Source organism: Billgrantia tianxiuensis, assembly GCF_009834345.1.
Classification (GTDB): Bacteria; Pseudomonadota; Gammaproteobacteria; order Pseudomonadales; family Halomonadaceae; genus Halomonas; species Halomonas tianxiuensis.
Window position 1 is genome coordinate 2359631 of the sequence record NZ_CP035042.1, and the last position, 21292, is coordinate 2380922.

General features: G+C 63.9%; 12 protein-coding genes and 4 pseudogenes. 3 read left to right on the forward strand and 13 right to left on the reverse strand.

Annotated elements, in window-relative coordinates; all coding sequences use genetic code 11:
- Nucleotides 1-51 precede the first annotated feature (51 nt).
- Entirely contained in the window at nt 52-1041 is a 990-nt protein-coding gene (locus tag EKK97_RS11030) for a zinc-dependent alcohol dehydrogenase family protein (RefSeq protein ID WP_159551861.1), read from the reverse strand.
- 122 nt (nt 1042-1163) lie between these two features.
- Between EKK97_RS11030 and EKK97_RS11035 the strand changes: the two genes are divergently transcribed.
- Nucleotides 1164-2045: a LysR family transcriptional regulator gene (locus EKK97_RS11035; protein WP_201297074.1), complete on the forward strand. Its 882-nt coding sequence runs from the start codon at nt 1164-1166 to the stop codon at nt 2043-2045.
- 121 nt (nt 2046-2166) lie between these two features.
- Here EKK97_RS11035 and guaD read toward each other — a convergent pair.
- The 4 genes and pseudogenes from guaD to xdhA form a co-directional block, all read right to left on the reverse strand.
- Nucleotides 2167-3487 (reverse strand): annotated as a pseudogene (gene guaD / locus EKK97_RS11040) (guanine deaminase).
- A 161-nt stretch (nt 3488-3648) separates the two neighbouring features.
- Nucleotides 3649-4526 (reverse strand): annotated as a pseudogene (gene xdhC, locus EKK97_RS11045) (xanthine dehydrogenase accessory protein XdhC).
- Nucleotides 4526-7006: a xanthine dehydrogenase molybdopterin binding subunit gene (gene xdhB, locus EKK97_RS11050; RefSeq protein ID WP_159551865.1), complete on the reverse strand. Its 2481-nt coding sequence runs from the start codon at nt 7004-7006 to the stop codon at nt 4526-4528. The pseudogene xdhC and the gene xdhB overlap by 1 nt, the downstream one beginning before the upstream one ends.
- A pseudogene (xdhA, locus tag EKK97_RS11055) lies at nt 6990-8452 on the reverse strand (xanthine dehydrogenase small subunit). The gene xdhB and the pseudogene xdhA overlap by 17 nt, the downstream one beginning before the upstream one ends.
- A gap of 252 nt (nt 8453-8704) precedes the next feature.
- Between xdhA and EKK97_RS11060 the strand changes: the two are divergent.
- Entirely contained in the window at nt 8705-9382 is a 678-nt protein-coding gene (locus EKK97_RS11060) for a TetR/AcrR family transcriptional regulator (RefSeq protein ID WP_422673552.1), read from the forward strand.
- A gap of 154 nt (nt 9383-9536) precedes the next feature.
- Here EKK97_RS11060 and EKK97_RS11065 read toward each other — a convergent pair whose 3' ends face one another.
- The 8 genes from EKK97_RS11065 to EKK97_RS11100 all read right to left on the reverse strand — a co-directional run bounded on the left by EKK97_RS11065 (nt 9537) and on the right by EKK97_RS11100 (nt 19116).
- The gene (locus tag EKK97_RS11065; RefSeq protein ID WP_159551867.1) at nt 9537-10559 is read right to left on the reverse strand and encodes a DUF6708 domain-containing protein; all 1023 of its coding nucleotides are present in this window, start codon (nt 10557-10559) and stop codon (nt 9537-9539) included.
- A gap of 3 nt (nt 10560-10562) precedes the next feature.
- Nucleotides 10563-12338, reverse strand: a complete 1776-nt coding sequence (locus EKK97_RS11070; RefSeq protein WP_236551429.1) for a DUF2235 domain-containing protein — start codon at nt 12336-12338, stop codon at nt 10563-10565.
- A 79-nt stretch (nt 12339-12417) separates the two neighbouring features.
- On the reverse strand, nt 12418-12870 hold the full coding sequence (locus EKK97_RS11075; protein WP_201297075.1) for a DUF3304 domain-containing protein: 453 nt from the start codon (nt 12868-12870) through the stop codon (nt 12418-12420).
- Entirely contained in the window at nt 12870-13724 is an 855-nt protein-coding gene (locus EKK97_RS11080; RefSeq protein ID WP_159551869.1) for a DUF4123 domain-containing protein, read from the reverse strand. The genes EKK97_RS11075 and EKK97_RS11080 overlap by 1 nt, the downstream gene beginning before the upstream one ends.
- Nucleotides 13721-15865 (reverse strand): type VI secretion system Vgr family protein, encoded by a 2145-nt coding sequence (locus EKK97_RS11085; protein WP_159551871.1) that lies wholly within the window; start codon nt 15863-15865, stop codon nt 13721-13723. Before EKK97_RS11085 ends, EKK97_RS11080 begins: the two co-directional genes overlap by 4 nt.
- A gap of 201 nt (nt 15866-16066) precedes the next feature.
- Nucleotides 16067-16585, reverse strand: a complete 519-nt coding sequence (locus tag EKK97_RS11090; protein ID WP_111414347.1) for an Hcp family type VI secretion system effector — start codon at nt 16583-16585, stop codon at nt 16067-16069.
- 273 nt (nt 16586-16858) lie between these two features.
- Entirely contained in the window at nt 16859-18085 is a 1227-nt protein-coding gene (gene arsJ, locus EKK97_RS11095) for an organoarsenical effux MFS transporter ArsJ (RefSeq protein ID WP_159551873.1), read from the reverse strand.
- Entirely contained in the window at nt 18082-19116 is a 1035-nt protein-coding gene (locus tag EKK97_RS11100) for an ArsJ-associated glyceraldehyde-3-phosphate dehydrogenase (RefSeq protein ID WP_159551875.1), read from the reverse strand. The genes arsJ and EKK97_RS11100 overlap by 4 nt, the downstream gene beginning before the upstream one ends.
- A 92-nt stretch (nt 19117-19208) precedes the next feature.
- Between EKK97_RS11100 and hrpB the strand changes: the two are divergent.
- Nucleotides 19209-21152 (forward strand): annotated as a pseudogene (hrpB, locus tag EKK97_RS11105) (ATP-dependent helicase HrpB); the annotation flags it as partial.
- Nucleotides 21153-21292: the final 140 nt, after the last annotated feature.

Sequence of the window (21292 nt, forward strand, 5' to 3'; positions counted from 1 at the left end):
CGGGTGCGAGCACCACGAAGCCGGTTTCCATGCCAGGCACCAGCCCCTAATTCAAACCCGAACGACGACTTTGCCGAGCTGCTCGTTCGATTCCAGGTAGCGATGTGCCTCAACAATCTGGTCGAACTCAAAGGTTCTGGCGATGACCGGCTTTAGCGCCCCAGAGGCGAGCCCGTCGAGAATGAAGCGCTTGGCGGCCTCGAGTCGCGCCGGATTCCCGGTGATCTCGTGGACAAGGTAGCCGCGAAGAGTCAGCGACTTGCTCAGTGCGGTAAACAACGGGAATGGCGTGGGTTCGTTGCTCAGGCCGCCGTATTCGATCAGTATTCCCTCACGAGCCATCGCGGCCGTCAGTGGTTCGAAGATCGAGCCGCCTACCGGGTCCAGCACAACCCTTGCTCCCTCTGGCCCGGCAATCGCCGACAATCGTGCCGCCAGGTCTTCCTCACCTGAAACCACAACATGGGCTGCCCCTTGTTCGAGCAGGGCATCCCGCTTGGCGGATGTGCGGGTAACGGCGATGGGAATAGCGCCAATACTGTTAGCAATCTGTATCGCGGCCAACCCTACGCTACTGGAAGCGGCTGTCACCACGACGTGCTCGCCTTTGCCAAGTCCGGCAATGTTGATCAGCGCACCGTAAGCAGTCAGGTACGGCATCCAAACGGCAGCGGCGGTCGCCCAGTCGAGTGAGGCAGGGTGCTTGACGACGAACTCGGCTGGGAAGTTGATTCGTTCGCCATAGGTTGGCCACCGGACCATCGACAACGGTGGCACCGCGCTGATGGCATCGCCCTGAGCGAAGCCCACCACGCCCTCACCGGTTGCTTCGACGATGCCGGCTGCCTCTAGCCCAAGGCCTGAGGGCAGTGTCGGCGTTTCAATGTACTTTCCTGCGCGCAGCAACGCTTCTGCGCGGTTCAGTCCCAGCGCCTTTACCCGGATCTGAACCTCTCCCTGTGCAGGGGGCGACAGTTCGATGTTCTCGATGCGAAGGACATCCGGGCCGCCATGTTCGTAAAAGCGAATGACACGTGTCATCTCGTTTCGACTCCTGAATGAATGAAACGAATAGACTATGAGGCGGTGTCATTAACGGATAAATCTGCTATCAGGTAGAACAGTAGAAACCACTGGTTTTTAATATGGACCGACTTACAAGCATGGCCGTCTTCGTCAAAGCCGTTGAGCTGGGCTCCTTCACGGCTGCCGCGGAAGCTTTGGAACTCTCCGGGCCGATGGTTGGCAAGTACGTGAGATTTCTTGAGGAGCGCCTGGGTGTGCGACTCATCGCCCGAACTACGCGCCGCCAGAGCTTGACGGACTTCGGGCGGGCGTACTACGAGCGATGCCGGATGGTGCTGGCAGAAGCGGATGCGGCCGATGCACTCGTCATCGATCAATTGAACGAGCCACACGGGAAGTTACGTGTGACCATGCCCGTGCATTTCGGCCGCCGCTGTGTGGCGCCGGTACTGCTGAAGCTCGCTCAGCAATACCCAGCACTTGAGCTGGATCTATCGTTCAACGATCGCTTCACCGATCTTGCCGATGATGGCTATGATCTGGCGATTCGCACCGGCAGCTCGGAGACAAGCCCGGGGTTGGTCGCCCGCCGCGTTGCACAGCAGCGTATGGTCGTCTGCGCGTCGCCCAGCTACATCGAACGGAATGGTGAGCCGCAGCAGGTCAATGAGCTCGCCAGTCACCAGGCGGTCATCTACCGGCGCTCCGGCAGGGTCCGTCCTTGGTTGTTTCCCCAAGAAGACCTGCCGGCAGCGGCGATAACCCCCATCCACCGCATGCGCTTCGACGATCTCGCCGCCGTCGCCGATGCGGCGACCCTAGGCATGGGGATGGCGTGGCTCCCTTACTGGCTTGTGCGCGAACGTATCGAATCTGGTGACTTGATACTGTTGCTGCCCGAGGAGCCCTGTTTCCTTTACGACGCCTATGCCATGTGGCTGCCGACGCCCCACCTCCCGCGTCGGGTGCGTCTCGCGGTCGAGGCTCTAACTGAGGCGCTACCGGCCATGATGGGCTGAATCGACAGACAGCGACGTTGGTAGCGCCTCCCCGCGCACGAAGCTACTTGAGCGTTTTCTCATTGGCGAGTGGTCCTCATGAATTCCGAGAGCCACTCGCCATTTTCGTTTCAGGCTTAGCCTAGGCCTGGTCGCGCTGGTGCTGGCAGCGTCCGCTGGCCCAGGTTTCCAGAATGCTGCGGTCGTCGCCCAGCATCATCAGGGCGAACAGCCGCTCGCCGAGGGTTTTGCAACGCGCGTGACGTCGCCCAAGCAGCGGCGAGCCGTCGGGTCGATCACCACGAAGTCGGCTTCCATGCCGGGGGCGAGGCGGCCGATCTTGTCATCCAGCGAGAGCGCCTTGGCGTTGCCCAGGGTGAGGCCGTAGAGGCCTTGCCAGGCGGTGAGCGGTTGGCCGCGCAGTTGGCCTACCTGGTAGCCGGCCTTGAGCGTGGCGAGGCCGGAGAGGTCGGTGCCGCCGCCGATGTCGCTGGCGTAGGTGATGTTGAGGCCGACCTCGCGTGCCGCCAGGCGGTCGAACAGGCCGCTGCCGAGGAACATGTTGGAGCTGGGGCAGAAGGCGATGTTGGCGCCGCGCTCGGCCAGCCTGCAACGCATCTCCTGGTCGAGGTGGATGCCGTGGGCGAAGGTGCTGCGCGGGCCGACCAGCCCGGACTGCTCATAGACTTCGAGATAGTCGCGGCTCTCGGGAACAGTTCGGCCACCCAGTCGAGTTCGCCGGGGTTCTCGGAGAGGTGGGTCTGCAGCCACAGGCTCGGGTCGTTGCGCAGCAGGCCGCCGGTGGCGTCGAGCTGCTGGCGGGTGGAGGTGGGCGCGAAGCGCGGGGTCAGGCTGTAGCCCAGGCGCCCTCTGCCGTGCCACTCGCCGATGAGCAGTTCGGTGTCGCGAATGCCGCCGTAGGTGTCGTCGCACAGCGCCTCGGGGGCGTTGCGATCCATCAGCACCTTGCCGGCCAGCATGCGCAGGTCGCGCTCGCGGCAGGCCGTGAAGAAGGCTTCCACCGAGGTGGGGTGGCTGGAGCAGAACACCTGGGCGGTGGTGGTGCCGACCCGCAGCATCTCGTCGAGGAAGGCATTGGAGATCACCTCGGCCCGCTCGCGCTGGGCGAAGCCGCACTCTTCGGGGAAGGTGTACTCGTTCAGCCAGTCCAGCAGCTGACGCCCGTAGGAAGCCATGATCTCCAGCTGCACGTAGTGCACGTGGCTGTCGATGAAGCCGGGCATCACCAGCTTGCCGCGATGATCCACCGTCTCGATGCCTTCGGGCAGGTGTGGCGCCAGCGCTGCGTAGTCGTTGATGGCCTTGATGCGGCCATTCTCCAGCCACAGCGCGCCGTCGGCGTAGTGACGCACGCTGCCTTCGGCGGGGCTGTCGCCTTCGCCGGGATCGGCATCGAAGCTCAGCAGTTCGGCGCGTATCACGCGGGTGTCGTTCTGGTTCATCTTGTCAGGGCCTTAATGGATACGATGGCTGGGGCTGTTCCGGCGACAGACCTTCGGGGAGGCGCTGTGAACCCGTCCCTGGGCGCTACCTTCGCCATCCATGGCGAAGGACCTCCCCTACGGTCTGTCCCCGGCGCCCCTAGTCTTGGCATTGCTATGCATCATCGTGATTGTTCGCTGAACAGTGCTCTAAGCTCTGCTGGCTCCAGACCGCGCTGATCGGTGCGCTCGGCGTTGCCCACCATCGGCAGCAGTTCGGCCAGGGCGGCGATGGCGATGGCGTAGGGCGTCTTGTCGCCGCCTCTGATTGGTTCGCCATTTGCGTCTCTGGTCATGCCGATGGGGCAGCGCACCCGGGCCAGGGCCGCGTCGTCGTGGCCGGCATCGGTGAGCCGCGAACGGAAGCTGGCCCACTTGCTCTTGGAGCCGATCAAGCCGATGGAGGCGATGTCGTCGCGCTGGAGCAGGGCGTCGACCAGGGCGCGGTCCTCTGCATGATCATGGGTCAGTACCAGCGCGTGGCTGCCCGCCGGCAGCGCCGCCACGGCGGCCTGCGGGTCCGGCGCATGGCGGCAGGCCAGGCGTGGTTGTTCCTTGGTCCAGGCCGGGAATACGCCCTCACGGCTGTCGTGCCACAGCACACGCCAGGGCAGCGGGGCGGCCAGGCGTACCAGCTCGGTGCCGACGTGGCCGGCACCGAAGATGGCAAGCGTGGCCGCGCTGCCGGGGAACACCTCCAGCAGCACGTTGACGAAGCCGCCGCAGCACTGGCCGCTGCGCCCGCCCAGGGCGAAGGCTTCGAGGCTCATGCCGGCTTCGCCCTGTGCCAGCTTCTCGCGGGCGGCGTCGATCACCTGGAACTCGAAGGTGCCGCCACCCAGGGTGTCGAACACTTCGCTCTCGCTGATAACCATGCGCGCGCCGGGCTCGCGGGGGTGGAGCCGGCGCTGGTCACCACCGTGGCCAGCGCGTGGGGCAGTCCCTCGCGCTGCAGCCGGTGTAGCGCTTCGTGCCAGGGAGTGGGCCGTGGCGCGTTCATTACGGCGCGCCTCGTTCCAGCTGCGCGCTGTCGTAGCGGCTACGCAGCTCCTCGGCGGCCATCAGTACCCGCTCCGGTGTGGCCGGGGTGTCGAGTCGCGGCGCTTCGGCGTAGTCGGCGAGGCTCGCCAGGGCGTCGCGCAGCGCCGACCACACCGCCATGCCGAGCATGAAGGGCGGCTCGCCCACCGCCTTGGAGCGGTAGATGCTGGCCATGGAGTTGGGGTGGCCCTCCATCAGCTTGACGTTGAACACCGGCGGCAGATCGCCATAGGTCGGGATCTTGTAGGTAGCGGGGCCGTCGGAGATCAGCCGGCCGGCCTCGTTCCACCTCAGCTCCTCGCTGGTCAACCAGCCCATGCCCTGAATGAAGCCGCCCTCCACCTGGCCGATGTCGATGGCCGGGTTCAGCGAGTCGCCCACGTCGTGCAGGATATCGACCCGATCGACCTGGTACTCGCCGGTCAGGGTGTCGACGCTGACCTCGGCCACGGCGGCGCCGAAGGCGTAGTAGTAGAAGGGGCGGCCCTGGCCGGAGTTGCGGTCGTAGTGGATCAGCGGCGTGGCGTAGAAACCCTTCTCGGAGAGCGAGATGCGGTTGAGATAGGCCGCCTGGACCAGCTCGCCCCAGGGAATGCGGCGCTCGCTCTCGCCGTGGCCCGCCACCAGGTGGCCGGCTTCCAGGCGCATCTCTTCGCGGTCGAGACCCTGATCCTTGTAGAGGTGCTCGTGGGCGAAGTCGAACAGGCGCTGCTTGAGCTTCACGCAGGCGTCGCGGGCGGCCTGGCCGTTGAGGTCGGCGCCGCTGGAGGCCGCGGTGGGCGAGGTGTTGGGCACCTTGTCGGTACGGGTGGCGGTGATGCGCACCTCGTCGACGTCGAGCCCCAGCTCGCGGGCCACCACCTGGCAGATCTTGGTGTGCAGGCCCTGGCCCATCTCGGTGCCGCCGTGATTGATCATCACGCTGCCGTCGGTATAGACGTGCAGCAGGGCACCGGCCTGGTTGAGGTGCTTGGCGGTGAAGGAGATACCGAACTTCACCGGGGTGAGCGCCAGGCCTCGCTTGATGATCGGACTCTCGGCGTTGAACTCGGTGATGGCACGCCGCCGTGCCCAGTACTCGCTGCTGGTTTCCAACTGCTCGACCAGCTCGCGCAGCAGCTTGATCTGATCCACCTGCTGGCCGTAGTGGGTGGTCTGCCGGCCGGGGCGGTAGAAGTTGCGCTTGCGCACCGTCAGCGGGTCTTCGCCGATGCGCCGGGCGATGTCGTCCATCGCCGCTTCGATCACCATCATGCCCTGGGGGCCGCCGAAGCCGCGGAAGGCGGTGTTGGAGGCGGTGTGGGTGCGGGCGCGGTGGCCGGTCACCCGGGCCTCGCCCAGCGAGTAGGCGTTGTCGCTGTGGAACATGGCGCGGTCGACGATGGCGTCCGAGAGATCGGGGGAGTAGCCGCAGTCGCCGATCACGGTGATCTCGCCGCCCTGGATCACGCCCTGCTCATCCACGCCGAGGCGGTAGCGGTTGTGGAACGGGTGGCGCTTGCCGGTGACGCGCATGTCGTCGGCGCGGGGCAGTCGCACGCGGGTGGTACGGCCGGTGCGCCGGGCGATCAGCGCGGCGATGCAGGCCCAGGGCGAGGCCTGGGTCTCCTTGCCGCCGAAGCCGCCGCCCATGCGGCGTACTTCCACGGTCACGGCGTGGAAGGGGATGCCGAGCACCTCGGCCACCAGCTTCTGGGTCTCGCTGGGGTGCTGGTTGGAGGTGTGCACGATCACGCCTTCGTCTTCGGTGGGCTGCACCAGGCAGGCCTGACCTTCCAGATAGAAGTGTTCCTGACCGCCGACGAACTGCTCCGCCTCGACCACATGGGCGGCGCTGGCCAGGGCCTGTTCCCAATCGCCGCTCTGCTGCACGTGGGTGGGGCGCACGAACTCGCCGCGCTCGGCGGCGGCCACCGGATCGAGGCAGGCCGGCTGCTCGTCGATCTCGGCGATACCCTGGGCCAGAGCCGCGTTCACCGCTTTGCGGGCGGCGCGATGGCTCTCGGCCGCCACGGCGAACAGTACCTGACCGACGTAGCTGATCTCCTCCTCGACGAAGATGGGGTCGCCCGGGAAAACGGGGCCGATATCGGTGTGTCCCGGCACGTCGTGGAAGCCGACCACATCGACCACGCCGGGCATGGCGCGCACTTTTTCCAGATCGAGCCGGGTCAGGCGGCCATGGGCGACGGGGGAGAGGGCCAGCGCCACGTGCAGGGCGTCGGCCGGTGCCTTGAGGTCGTCGATATAGGCGGCGCGGCCGGTAACGTGCTTGAGCGCGCTCTCGTGGGCTCGGGCGTGAGGGTGCGGCGTGGTGTGCACGGTATCGCGTGCCAGCGGGCTCGAACCCTTGATTTCGCCCCTGAGTTCCTCGCGCGCCACGGCGGAGTCCGTGCTCATGTCGTCGGCATCTTTTTTCAACTTAGTGAGCGTACGCATGGAGCATCACCTCCCGGGGCTATCGGTCTCGGCCTGGGCGATCACAAGACGCAGGCGCTCGAGCAGGTTGGCGGCGGAGAGCCGGCGATATTCGGCGCTGCCGCGCACGTCGGACATGGGCTGGAAGTCTTCGGCCAAGGCCTCGCGGGCGGCGCGGAAGGAGGCCGCATCGGGAGCCTGACCCTCAAGCGCCGCTTCGGCATTGGCGGCCCGCTTGGGGATGGCCGCCATGCCGCCGAAGGCGAGTCGCACGTCGCGCATCACGCCGTTCTCCAGGCGGTAGGCGAAGGCGCCCAGCACCGCCGAGATGTCATCCTCACGACGCTTCGACAGCTTCCACACCTTGAGAGTTTGGCCCGCCTCGGGGTGGGGGAGGAAGATCGCGCGAATGGCCTCGCCCTCGCGCAGCGCAGTGCGCTTGTAGTCGAGGAAGAACTCTTCAAGGGGCAGCTCGCGCTCACCCTCGGGGCCGACCAGACGCAAACGCGAGCCCAGCGCCAGCAGCACCGGCGGGGTGTCGCCGATGGGCGAGGCGTTGGCGACGTTGCCACCCAGGGTGCCGCGGTTGCGTACCTGCTGGGAGCCGAGGCGGTGCAGCAGGTGGGCGAAGGCGTCGTAGTGTTCTTCCAGCAGCGGTTCGAGGCGCGAGTAGGTGACGGCGGCGCCGATCCACCAGCCGCGGCGGCCGTCTTGCAGCTCGGTTTCCTCGACGACGTTGAGTTCGGCCACTCGGGTCACGTCGATGACGTGCTCGAAGCGTACCAGGCGCTGGGTCGATTCGAGCCACAGGTCGGTGGCACCGGCGACGAGCCGCGCCTTGGGGTGCCGCTTCAGGCAATCGGTGAGTGCTGCAAGCGTGGAGGGCTGCAGAAAGGCGGCGTCGAGATCGAGGTCGGTCTTGTCTGCCTCGCTGTCGCGGGGCGCGGCGGCGTCGAGCCACAGGGGGCGATTGTCGGGATGAGAGTCCATGCTCAAGGCGGCATCGCGGATCGGACGATAGCCGGTGCAGCGGCACAGGTTGCCGCCCAGCGTGGCTTCCAGGCGCTGGGGCGTCAGCGGTGCCGGTGCCTGACGCTGCTGTTCGTGCAGGGTGAACAGCGACATGACGATACCCGGGGTGCAGAAGCCGCACTGGCTGCCGTGGCACGCGACCATGGCCGCCTGGGCCGGATGCAGCGCATCGCCCTGGGCGAGGCCATCCACGGTGACCAGATGGCGTCCATTGAGCTGGTGGGCAGGGGTAATGCAGGCATTGGCGCTGTGATAGTGCAGCTCGCCGTCAGGGCCGGGTTCACCGATAGCTACCGTGCACGCACCGCAATCACCCGAGGCGCAGCCCTCCTTGGTCCCCGTGACAGCCAGCGTTTCGCGCAACAATTCGAGCACGCTGGTTTCGGGAGAGGCCTCGCTCCGGCATGGCTGCCCGTTGAGCATGAAGTCGATCATCGCCTTGTCTCTTGTTAAGGACTCTTTGTTAAGAACTCTTGTTAAGGGCTCTTCCAAGAACTTGTAACGGTCTCTTTTTGACCTTGTGTCCGTCTTGCAGGTTCTGACCAAATGGTCAGGATGTTGTCAGCATGGGCCAGAATGTCGCACTTTGCAAGCGCCAGTGGCGCCGATGGTCTCATTTGCAGGAACTGCCGCGGTGGGGCACTCTCTTGCTTTGTCTCACCACCTCACGAAGGGCAGGGCCTTTGGATGACAGACGTGACCGAACCCGAGTCCATGCTGCGCTCGCGGCAGGGCAGCGAGAGCAATGGCGCTACCCGTGAGCGCAACGAACGTGAAATTCTCGAGGCCGCCGAGCGGGTCTTTGCCCAGTACGGTTACCGTGGCGCCAGCGTACAGGCCATCGCCGAGGAGGCGGGGCTACCCAAGTCCAACGTGCTCTACTACATGGGCAACAAGCGCGGTCTCTACGTGCGGCTGCTGGAACGCATGATGGCGCGCTGGAATGCCTTGCTCGACGACATCAGCGTAGAGGACGATCCGGCAGAGGTGCTGGAGGCGTTCATTCGCAGCAAGATGCAGCTCTCCCGCCAGCACCCGGAAGGGTCGCGCCTGTTCGCCGCGGAGATACTTGGCGGTGCGCCTTTCCTGCAGGGCTATCTGCGTGGCGAGCTGCGCCAGTGGGTGCAGACCCGGGCGCGAATCTTCGAGCAGTGGGCCGAGCGGGGTCTGATGGATCCGGTCGATCCGGTATGGCTGATCTTCCTGATCTGGTCGGCCACCCAGCACTACGCCGACTTCGAGGCCCAGGTGCTGGGCATTACCGGCAAGGACGAGATCAGCGATGCCGACGTCGAGCGCATCACCCGGTTCCTGACCCAGGTGATCCTCAAGGGCTGTGGGGTGAGGCCGCCTGGCAGCGAATGAAGACTGGACGTCGTGGAAAAGGTACAGCGAGGCAGTCAGCGTGCTGAAGCCAAGAGGACTCTAAGCCAACAACAGGTCGAGAGGAAGCTGGCAAAGTGGCTCGAGCGCTAGCCTGGTCTCCAGAAGCGCTCGAGGATCTGGAGCTCTGCAGGGCTTAGCGGATCTCGCTCGGATGCTCCCTGCTGTCTGTGTCGGCCACGGAAGCCGGGGCGTTGGACGCTTCTGGATGCAGCCCCTCGGCCACTTCCAGGTCGTAGAGCCGGGTGGTGGGGCCATCGGGGCGGCAGCGCTCCTTCACTAGTGGGTGCCACTGGTTGCGGGCGGCACGCTGGCGGGCGTATTTGGCAGTTAGGTCACGGAGGAAGAAGCACGGGTAAAACAAGGCGAGTCCGAAAATTAGTATAGCTGCACGTGAGGGAGGTGTTACTCCTTCTCTTACTGACTCTCGATAGCCTTTCAGGTTTAACGTGGCCTTCTTTTGCCTACTTCGATAACCCTTCAGCACCTCCTCGCGGTTGGAGGTCACTTGCGGATTCCCCTGCTCATCGAACCAGGGGCCCTTCTCCATATAGCAGCGCAGGTACTCCCAGAACATGCCCTGGGTTTCCGCAGTGCGCCCCATGGGCAGGTTGAGGCGCAGGGCGATTACCTCCTCCGGGCACCCATGGCGCTGCAGCAGCAATTCCAGCGGGGTCTCGGTCATGGCCCCGGCGTGGTGGGTCACCGTGCGGGCCTCCTGCATCCAGGCCACCGCCTCGTCCCAGGGCACATGGTAGAGCTTGTCCTTGTCCTGGAAGTAGACCTCCCGGGTGCGGCGGTTGAAGCGGATGGGAGACGAGGAGGGCCAGAAGACCTCCAGCAGAAAAACCGCCAACGTAATGCCAAACATTATAGCGGCGGTCGTGAAGACGTAGAGCGCACCCTCCCAATCCTGAAAAATAACAGGCGACATAAGCAACACACCGTAAAACGCCCCCATCCCCCAGACGCCGGTCAACATGCCCTTGCCTTCTTCGGCGCCACTGGAGATGTCCAGGTAGTGCTCGGTCTGCTCCTGCACCTCGCCCAGTTGCATGGGCTGCCGGGCCGCCCGGCGCTTGGGCGACAGCACGATGACGTCATCGGCGAGGCCCAGCCGCTGGGAGAGGTCGGCGAAGAAATTCCGGATGCTCTGCATGGTCTACCGCATCGCCCAACCAGACAGTTGCTCGCGTGGATGTGGCTCTGTTGCTTGGGCTGCAGACTCTTCCCTTGGATGATCGATACCACGATACGTCATAAATCGATACCCGCCGGTAATTTGGCTGGGTTGGTGATTTCGATAGTTCATTTCCTCCGGCTGCTTATCATGCAGCCCATAAGAAAATAGCAGGTCAACTGGCTCCGGCAGTACAGGTGGTGACACCTCACGAGTCCACTGATACCAACTTTCCGCCAGAATACGATTTTCTCCAAGCACAGCTCTTGCGTGACGCCGAGTATTGCCATCTGGCGAGTTAAAGCGCCTACGTATATAGATAGCTTCGCTATCGACTTGTTCAAGCCATCCCCAAGATTTCTTAAGTTCTTCTCGTGCTGCATCGATTTCCCCACGCTCGACCTCTTCAAGCTGCCACTGTTCACGACTACCCATGACGGATGCAGCTACGGCCCCTATGGTACGGTTGTAGTAGCGGTTGGGAAGCGCATCTTCCCGGTTTTCCAGTATTGCCAAAGTTTCGCTATAGTTTCGGTAACGCTGTGCCAACCAGGCCAAGTAAGTTAACGTATGAAAACGGAAATTATCCCCTGTCGGCCAACTGTGGCTCGCTGTCTCGCGTTGGTAATGCCTGGCCAGAGCCAGCAATGAATAACTTTCAATTCGATCATTGAGCTCGAAGAGTTGGGCAGTCATGACGTCTCTTTCACGTAGACGTTCCAAGGGTGGATAAGAAACGCCTGAACTCATCGCCTGGCGGTACATTCGGTGTAATGCAGCTCGAGAGAGCTCGGCACTGATTTTTTGTTCGTCAGCAACCAGACCACCACCGATATCTTCGCTGATACCTGGGCAAAGCTCTTCTCGCCATTGAGGGTTCCTCCCGCCCAAAGGGCGACAACGGCGATAATAGCGTCGCTCGTGAGCAGCGATAAGATGCAGAGCACGCTGGCATCCTGGGTGTAAAGGGCCGCCATCGTCAAGCACGGGTGTCAGGGGATGGAACCAGTCGAGCGGTCCCATCTCGGGGTGTGTACGATCTACACAGTCTAGCAAGCCGACAAATATGACCTTGACTTCGGTGCCAGCATAGAAATAGCCGCTTCCTTCTTTCTCACACACATTATCCAGTAATTCTCGTACAAAGGCCTTGGCTATGGCGGCACCAAAGTCGAAACCATAAACGGAAACGCGGATTTGAGCCAGAGACAACTGGCTCCCTTGTTTCACGTCGTTCACGCTTTGTTGAAAGTCGCGAATAGCAGCCGACTGACGTGTATGGGAGCCACTCATCAGAACACTGGCAACAATAGAGTTATCCCGGATAGGCGAAAAGGCCTCAGCCCCTGTGCGTACAACAGAGTCTCTAGCCTGCTTGACCCAGTTCCAAGGCCGAGTGATAGATCCCTTGAATGAACGGCCAAATACCTCCCACCAACGCCCTCTTTGGTTGCCGGATGCGACATCTTTTGCGGCATCGATAGCGCTGTCCCTTAACTGGCCATCACGAGTAGTCTCAGCTTCACTTGGCGCGCGATGGAAAGCACCTGTCAAGTTCTCTGAAAGACTTGCTTCGAAAGGTGTGCCCAGGCCGGAATAATAGTGCTTGCGATAAGAAGAGCCGAAGCTATCATCCCTCCTCCAAAAGTGGGCAAGAAACATTTTTCCGATATTGCTGACTCTTCCCTCGAGAAGGTCTTGATCGAGACTTCGTCCCGTTCCATCAAAGAAAAACCAATATCTAAATTCTTTTCGCACTGAGCGCCCAATACGGCACCAAGCTTATTTTCCGCTCGCGAGCTAAGCGATTGAAGACAGGAAATTTCATTCTGACCAATCATCTTCCATATTCCCTACGGTAATATTCCAGCTTTGGCGATCTGATATTTTCACTCCAGACAAGATCAACTTTATTGCCAGGCAAAAAGTGCACATGCAAGTATTGATCTCCGCGGGAATGCTCAGGCATGGGAAGTGTTGCACTGTGCCGTTCAGCCTCCATACCTGCTCGCTCTTGCTCGCTGGTCATACTAAGAATCCAAACGACTTCAGCCGTGTCGTCTTTGAAAGACCAGCAGCATGTTGTTCCGCCATCCCCTCCCCAGTTTCCATTAACCCAGTAACTGAAAATAGGACGATCAGTGTGATTGTATCCGGCAAGACTTCCGCTGACCGAACTAGGGAAAAATGCTTGCCAACCCAAAGCTATCACAATTGCTCCGGATAATACGACCTTCAACCAGGCAGGAATTAGACGGTAGAGGCGTCTAATAGCCATATTGGCAAGCATCAGATTGGCTCTCCATAATTCTTTTCAAGGAGTTCTAATAGCGGAACATCTCCGCTTGCGGCTTGTTGTAACAAAATATGCATACCTTCCTCCTGCCAAACGGCATCTCCTTGGCTTAGCTGCAGATAAGCATACGTTCGTCGGTCTGACCGACGCGTCAAACCAAAAAAATCAGCCTTTTCTAACACTTGTCCAACCAGGCGGGGTCGATCACATTCGCAGACATTTCCAAAGATATCAGGCGTGGTTTCAAGCAACTCTGTCGTTAGCGTCATGACTTCAGCATCCCCGTGTAAGGATAGCCAAAGCTCATGATTGACCTTTAGTGACCATGGTTTGGGGAAGTCTACGCTTGGTAATCCATCCAGCGCAGCCCACTCCTTCTCCTCATTGCGGTACCACCAACGTTGGACGCTGCCAAACAACCCATCACGGCACTCTTCTGGCGCTGATGCATGCAGCTGTTCGATAACCTCAGGCAGATAAAAGCGTAGCAGAGCGCGCGCTCCCTCAGGACTTTCGACCACCATGCCTGGAGCTAGCTGAAGAGCTAGTTGCTCCCCTGTAAGCTCGCTCTCGAGCCACGCATGCAGAGCACAGTGTATGGCTTCGAGGTTGTGCCATGCGCTTAGGTGAGCGTCGTTGACTTCAAGCAGCCATGGGCCTTCACGCTTCAGGTGGGGCTGAGCATCGTCATCGATCAGAGGCCAGTAATCACTCCTTCCTGCGTATGTTTCGAAAAGAGTGGTGCGTACTGCTGGCGCTAGAGCAGCCAGTTCGACCAGCGCGTAACGCTTCAAATTATTGGGCTGCGTTGCATCCAGCCACACGCCTGGAATCCAGCGACCGCTCATCCATTACCCTCCGGAATGGCATGCTGCCCTTCTGTGACAGCTTTTTTCCAGCACTCTTCGCAGACCTCGGGGATTTTGAGCCGAGTCGTCAACATTGCATCATGAGCGGCACCTTCAATCCTATCATGCACCTCCGGCACCGCCCTGCCCGGCAGCAGCGGCGCTTCCACCGCCTGGCCGGAACCGGAGCCGGGGCTGCCGCCGGCGTTGATCTTGACCTTGGGGCCGACCAGGGTGACGCCGCCGCCGTCGAGCTTGAGGAAGCTGCCGCCGGCATTCAGCGTCATTTCGCTGCCGGCTTCGAGCACCGCCTTGTGGCCGGCCTTAATGTGCAGCTCGCGGCCGCACTCGCTGAGCCAGGCCTGGCCGGCCTTGAGGTGCAACGTGCCCTGTACCGTGAGGTGCTGGTTGGCAACGGTCTGCTCGTGGCGGGTGCCGCGCACGGTGTGGTGCTCGTCGCCGTCGATCTCAGTGAGGCGGTCGTGGTGCACGGTGAGGAAGCTGTCGTGGCCGATCTCTTCGGTGCGGTCGTTGTGGGTCAGCAGCTCCAGGTCCTTCTGGGCGTGCAACCAGATCTGCTCTTCGCCGGCCTGGTCCTCGAAGCGAAGTTCGTTAAATCCTTCGCCCTTGTGACTCTGGGTGCGGATGACGGTGCGGGTCTTGTGCTCGGGCAGTGCGTAGGGCGGCGTGTTGACGGCGTGGTAAGTGCGCCCGGTGATCAGCGGCTGGTCCGGATCGCCCTCGAGGAACGAAATCACCACCTCATGCCCGATCCGCGGAATGGCCATGCTACCGTAGCCGCCGCCGGCCCAGCCTTGGGACACACGCACCCAGGCGCTGGCCGTTTCATTCGGCTCGGCGTAGCGATCCCAGGGGAACTGCACCTTGACCCGGCCGTGCTCGTCGCAGTAGATCTCCTCGCCCTCGGGGCCGACGACGAAGGCGATCTGCGGGCCGTCGATGCGGGGCTTGGGGTTGGGCTGGGGGCGCCAGGCCTGGTCGGCGGGCATCAGCACCAGTTCGTTGTCGAACTTGGTCATGCCCTCCGAGCCTGCCCGACCCCGCAGGCCTAAACCCGCCGCATCACCTTGGGTGACACCGTCCTCTTCCAGGGCCTGGGGCTGGCTGCCGGTATGCTTGACCTTGACCACCTGCCAGTCGCGGTTGAGTTCATCGAGGTCGTGGTCGGTGAGGGTGAATTTGACCCCCGGGGCGAGCTCGGGCAGGTCGCTCTCGGCGGCGCAGGTCAGGGCGTCGCTTCTCAGGTGTTCGAGGCGAATGCGGGTGAAGGCCTGGCCGGAGGCGTCGGCCTTGTAGCGCCCGGGGTAGTCAAAATGCTCGTACTCTCCATCACCGACGCCACGCTGACCGTGCTCTTCCAGGCCGTCAGCAGTGTATTCATGTAACTGAGCATAGGCCGGGTTCTTGAACGAGGTGTCCTTGAGCGTGACCGAGGCCGGGGCGACCCGAGCGAGCTGCTCGAGCTTGCGCACGTGGCGGCTCGGCGGGGTGCCGCCGGCACGGCCGTGGTAGGTACGCTCGCCCAGGTGGGCCAGCACCTGGGGCGCGTCGGCGAACACCAGGCGATGGGCGCCGTTCGGCGCATCCTCGCCTGTCTCGAAGAACTCGTGAAAGTAGAACAGCCCTTCCTCGGCGGCCAGGCGCTCGACGAAGGCGAGATCGGTTTCCCGGTACTGAACGAGGAACTCTCTTTGCTGCGGTTCGCGGGTGGCGGCGAAGGCGATATCGGTGAGGCCGCGCTCGTCGCACAGGGTATTGATGACCGTGAGCGGCGAGACCTCCTGGAAGATGCGCGAGTTGTGGCGCAGGCCAAGGCGCCATAGCGCGGGGCGGGCGACCAGCGAGTAGATCGTGCGGCGGTGGCCGCGATCGCCACGACCGAACTCGGTGACGATGGCGTGTACCCGGCGCAGCGCCTCGCCGTCCTGCCAAATGGTCAGGCTCACCGGGCGGTCGAGCAGTTCGGTGGCGGAGAGGCTGCCGTCGCGGCTGGCGAAGCGCAGCGTGAGGGTGAAGGGCGCGGAGAGCGCCTCCTCCAGGGTGAAGTCGATCACCGCCAGCTCGGCCGTTTCGGCCCCGGCGAGTGCAAGGGTGAACTGGAGTCCGGTCTGGTTGGCCAAGCTTCCCTCCTGGAAGATGAATGTGGGATGAGTCAGCGCGACGGTGGAACGCGCCGAGACAGCAGGTTACGTGCCGTATCCGACAAGACAAGAGCGAAACGGCACAAAAGCGCACGAAGCGGCAAAGACTGACAGCCCGTGTCGGCAATGTCTTACAAACCCCCGCCCGGCGAGCGGGCGGGGGTATCAGGCACTAGACGATCAGGCCTCGGACGGGGCGCGCCAGTCGTCGGAACCGGAGGTGCCGGCGACGGTGTGTTCCCAGTCGATCTTGCGGTAGGCCAGGGAGACGTCCATCAGCTGAGTGAACTCGGCCTTGGTGGCGTCCTGGGCGTGCGGCATGCGCAGGTTGATGTCGACGATGGTGGCGTCGGTCAGGGTGGTGGTGAAGAAGTGCTCCTGCTTGCCCTCGACGGAGGTGCGGTACCACTTCAGTTCCACGTTCGGCAGCATCTCGCCGGAGGCCAGGGCGTTGTACATCAGCGGCACGGCCTTGTTCAGGGCCACGGTGAAGACGAACGGCTTGTGGGCGCGCTGGCCGGAAGGCTGGCCGGACTGCGGGTCGGTGGGCACGGTCACGACGTGCTTGAACTCCTGGACCAGCATTTCGTCCTCGTGGCCTTCCACGTAGATGTTGCCCACGGAGTCCGGGGTGAAGGCACCGGCGGTGATGTTGCCCTGGGTCTGGCCTTCGATGCTGATATAGCAGGGAGTCGGCATGGTCTGCTCCTTGACGATGTGAATGAAATGTCCCGATGGACGGTGCATAAGGAGCAGGAAGCGTGCCGGATATGAGAAACACAAGAAAAAACAAAGCGATCAGGGATTTTGCACTACCAGGCCTAAATAGAATTAGGCAACAAGTTGCCCAGAGCGGGCAAGATCTTGCCCGGCCGGGCAATAAATTGCCTAATTGCAATTTGGTTTTGGCCTTGAAAACCTAGGCAGCGTCATGCCCGGGATGGGGGAAGCGAATATTCGTGAGCGCTTCCCTCAATAGGTGTCAGGCTCCCTCGGCAATGCCAGGCTGATCGCCACCGTCGCCATGAGCATGGCGCTCGACACCCACAGCGTGGCGCTGAGGCCGCCGGTCATGTAGAGCCAACCGGAGAGCAGGGTGCCGATCAGCCGGCCCATGGCGTTGGCCATGTAGTAGAAGCCCACGTCCAGCGAGACCCCGTCCGAGCGCGCCATGCGCACGATCAGGAAGCTGTGCAGGCTGGAGTTCACCGCGAACACCGCGCCGAACAGCAACAGCCCGCCCAGCAGTACCACGTGCGGCAGCCACTCCAGACCTTGTACTTGAAGGCCAAGCGCGATCAGTGCCGGTAGCGCCGCCAGCGCCGCGGCCCAGGCAATGGCGGCGCTGCGTCCCGCCGTGCGCCCGGTGATGCGTGGTGCCACCGCCTGCACCGCCCCGTAGCCGATCACCCACAGCGCCAGAAAGCCGCCGACCCGCCAATGGTCCCAGCCGAACTGAGTGGCGAGGAATACCGGCAGCGCCACCACGAACCACACGTCGCGGGCACCGAACAGGAACATGCGCGCCGCCGAGAGAATGTTGATCGCCCGGCTCTTGGAGAGAATCTCGCGGAACTTGGGCTTGGCCTTGGCGCGGCCCAGGTCGGCGTCGAGGCGCAGCAGCGAGAGGCCGAGCACGCCGGCGAGCATCAGCGCCATGGCCAGTATCGCGCCCTGGAAACCGATCAGCGTGAGCAGCAATCCGCCGAGAAAGAACCCCACCCCCTTGAGTGCGTTCTTCGAGCCGGTGAGCAGCGCCACCCAGCGGTAGAGCGAGGTGTGCCCCTCGTCGCCCGCCGGCACCAGCCCCTTGATCGCGCTCTTGGCGCTCATCTTGTTGAGGTCCTTGGCGATGCCCGAGAGCGCCTGGGCCGCCATCACCCAGGGCACCGTGAGCCAGGCCGTGGGAAGGAGCAGCATGGCCAGGGCGACGATCTGCAAGCCCAGCCCCAGGTTCATGGTGCGGTTGAGCCCCAGCCGCGCGCCCAGCCAGCCGCCCACCAGGTTGGTCACCACGCCGAAGAACTCGTAGAACAGGAACAGCAGCGCCACTTCCAGCGCCGAATAGCCGAGCTGGTGGAAGTAGAGCACCACCAGCATGCGCAGGGCGCCGTCGGTGAGCGTGAAGCCCCAGTAGTTGCCGGTCACCAGCAGATACTGGCGAACCTCGCGGGGCAGGGCGGCAACGCGGGCGATCATTCTTTGTCGCTCTCGACCCCGGCGGCTTTCCCCACCTTGGCGGCCAGCTCCGCGGTGCGGCAGGCGTAGCCGTACTCGTTGTCGTACCAGGCGTAGAGCTTCACCTGGGTGCCGGCCACCACCATGGTGGAGAGGGCGTCGACGATGGAGCTGCGCGGGTCGCTGCGGTAGTCGATGGAGACCAGCGGGCGCTCCTCATAGCCCAGGATGCCGGCCAGTTCGCCCTCGGCGGCCTGTTTCAACAGCGCGTTGACCTCCTCGACGGTGGTCTCGCGCTGTACCTCGAAGACCATGTCGGTGAGCGAGGCGTTGGCCAGCGGCACGCGCACGGCGTGGCCGTTCAGCTTGCCCTCGAGTTCAGGGAAGATGGCAGTGATCGCCTTGGCCGAGCCGGTGGTGGTGGGGATCAGGCTCATGCCGCAGGCCCGGGCCCGGCGAAGATCCTTGTGCGGGCTATCCAGGATCACCTGGGTGTTGGTGATGTCGTGAATGGTGGTCATCGAGCCGTGGCGAATGCCGAGCCGCTCGTGGATCACCTTGACCACCGGCGCCAGGCAGTTGGTGGTGCAGCTCGCCGCGGTGACGATGCGGTGGCTGGCGGGATCGAAGAGGTGGTCGTTGACCCCCATCACCACGTTGAGCACGCCTTCCTCCTTCACCGGCGCGCTGACCACCACGCGCTTCACGCCCTGGTCCAGGTAACCCTGGAGCTTGGCGCTCGTCTTCATCTTGCCCGAGCACTCGATCACCACGTCGCAGTCGGACCAGTCGGTGTCGGCGATCTCGCGGTTGGTGCTGAAGGCGATGCGCTTGCCGGCCACTTCGATGGCGTCCTCAGTCGACGTGATATCATCGCCGCCGCCGCTCCATTGGCCATGCACCGAGTCGAACTGCAGCAGGTGGGCGAAGGTGGCGGCATCGCCGCCCGGGTCGTTGATGCGCACGAACTCTAGGTCCGGATTGGTCCAGCCGGCGCGCAGCGCCAGGCGGCCAATCCGACCGAAACCGTTGATGCCGATACGGAGGGTCATGTCGGGGCTCCATTCTTGAGAGCGAGTCGGGGGTGTGAACGTCGTGTGGCGAAATATATGGCAAATCGTATATGAAGCGAGATGACAATTCGATGACATCAGCCGGCGAACTACCCATCGATGCCCAACTGCCGTCGATCCGCCAGGCGCTTGCCGGCCATTCCCGTGCGCTGCTCGTCGCCGAACCCGGGGCGGGCAAGACCACCCGGGTGCCGCTGGCGTTGCTGAACGAAGCCTGGTGCCTGGGCGAGCGCGGCGCAGGCCGCCTGCTGCTGCTGGAGCCGCGACGGGTGGCCGCCCGCCTGGCCGCCGGCTTCATGGCGGAAAGCCTGGGCGAAAGAGTAGGAGAGACCGTGGGCTACCGCATGCGCGGCGAGAGCCGGGTAGGGCCCAACACGCGGCTCGAGGTGGTCACCCAGGGGGTGCTGACGCGGATGCTGCAGGACGACCCGCTGCTAGACGGGGTGAGCGGCATCGTCTTCGACGAGTTTCACGAGCGCAGCCTGGAGGCCGACCTGGGGCTGGCCCTGGCGCTGGATGCCCAGTCGGTGCGTGACGATCTGCGCCTGCTGGTGATGTCGGCCACCCTCGACGTCGAGGCCCTGCTCGGCGTGCTCGGTGAAGCCACGCTGCTGCTCGAGAGCCAGGGGCGCAGCTTCCCGGTGGAGACCCGCTATCGTCCGCTCAACTTTCGCTCCAGCTCCAACTCCAACTCCAACTCCAGCTCTCGCGACGACGCCGCAAGCCAGCAGGCTATAGCGGTAGGGGAGGCCCTTGCCCTGAGCGAAGGCGATGCCCTGGTGTTCCTGCCCGGGGTGGCCGAGATTCGCCGCCTGGCGCGTGAGCTGGCCAGCCGTCGGCCCGAACTGGCGGTGCGCGAGCTGCACGGGCGGCTGCCGCTGGAGGAGCAGCGCCGCGCCCTGAAACCCGAGCCCGACGGTCGGCGGCGCGTGGTGCTCTCCACCGCCATCGCCGAATCCAGCGTCACCGTGGATGGCGTACGCATCGTCATCGATGCTGGCCAGGAGCGGGTGCCGGTGTTCCAGCCGCGTAGCGGGCTCAGCCGGCTGGAGACCCGTCGCGTCAACCGTGCCAGCGCCGACCAGCGTCGCGGCCGGGCCGGGCGTCAGGGGCCGGGGCTTTGCCTGCGACTGTGGGCCGAGGAGCAGCCGCTGCCGGCCCACGGCGAGCCCGAGATACTGCAGGCCGACCTCGCTCCGCTGGCCTTCGAGCTGGCCCGCTGGGGCATCGTCGATCCGGCCGGGCTGGCCTGGATCACGCCACCTCCCGCCGGGGCGCTGGCGGCGGGGCGCCGCCTGCTGCAGCGGCTCGGTCTGATGGACGACGGCTTCCTGCTCACCGAGCTGGGCCGCGGCTGCGTACGCTGGCCCACCCATCCGCGCCTGACGGCGATGCTGGAGCGTGCCGGCGAACTCGACGCCGTGCCGCTGGCCTGTGCCCTGGTGGCGGCGCTGGAGGGGCGAGACCTCGACGGAGAACAGGATCTGGAGCGCACGCTGCAGGCCCGCCTGGCGCAGCCCGCCGATCACCGTCAATGGCAGCGCGAGGCCCAGCGCCTGGCCCGGATTGGCGGCGTGAGTCTGGAAGTGCCGACCCTGGCGCCGTTGGGAGAGCTGCTGGCGCTGGCCTATCCGGACCGGGTGGCGCAGCGTATCCAACACGACGCCGGGCCGGGACGCTTTCGCCTGGCGTCGGGCGGGCTGGCGACGCTGCCGGAACGCCATTCGCTGGCCCATGCGGAGCTGCTGGTGGCCGCCGATCTCGACGGCCAGGCCAGCGGGGCGCGCATCTTTCGCGGCGTGGCCATCGAGCGGGCGCGGCTCGAGGCGCTGTTTCCCGAAACACGAGAGTGGCGGGCGAGCCTGGAGTGGTCGGACGAGCAGGGGCGCCTGATCGGCGAGCAGGTACGCGGCCTGGGGGCGGTAGTGCTCGAGCGCAAGCCGCTTTCGTCGCTGCCGCCGGAGGCGGTGCGCCAGGCGTTGCTCGACGCCCTGCGACGTCGCGGCGAGCTGCCCTTCGACGACAGCGCCGAGCAGCTGCGCGGCAGGGTAGCGCTGCTGCGCCAGGAGTTGGGCTCTCGGGGGATCAAGACTGTGATGATGAGCAGGATTGGCCCGACTGGTCGTTGCCGGCGCTGCTCGACGATCTCGACGCC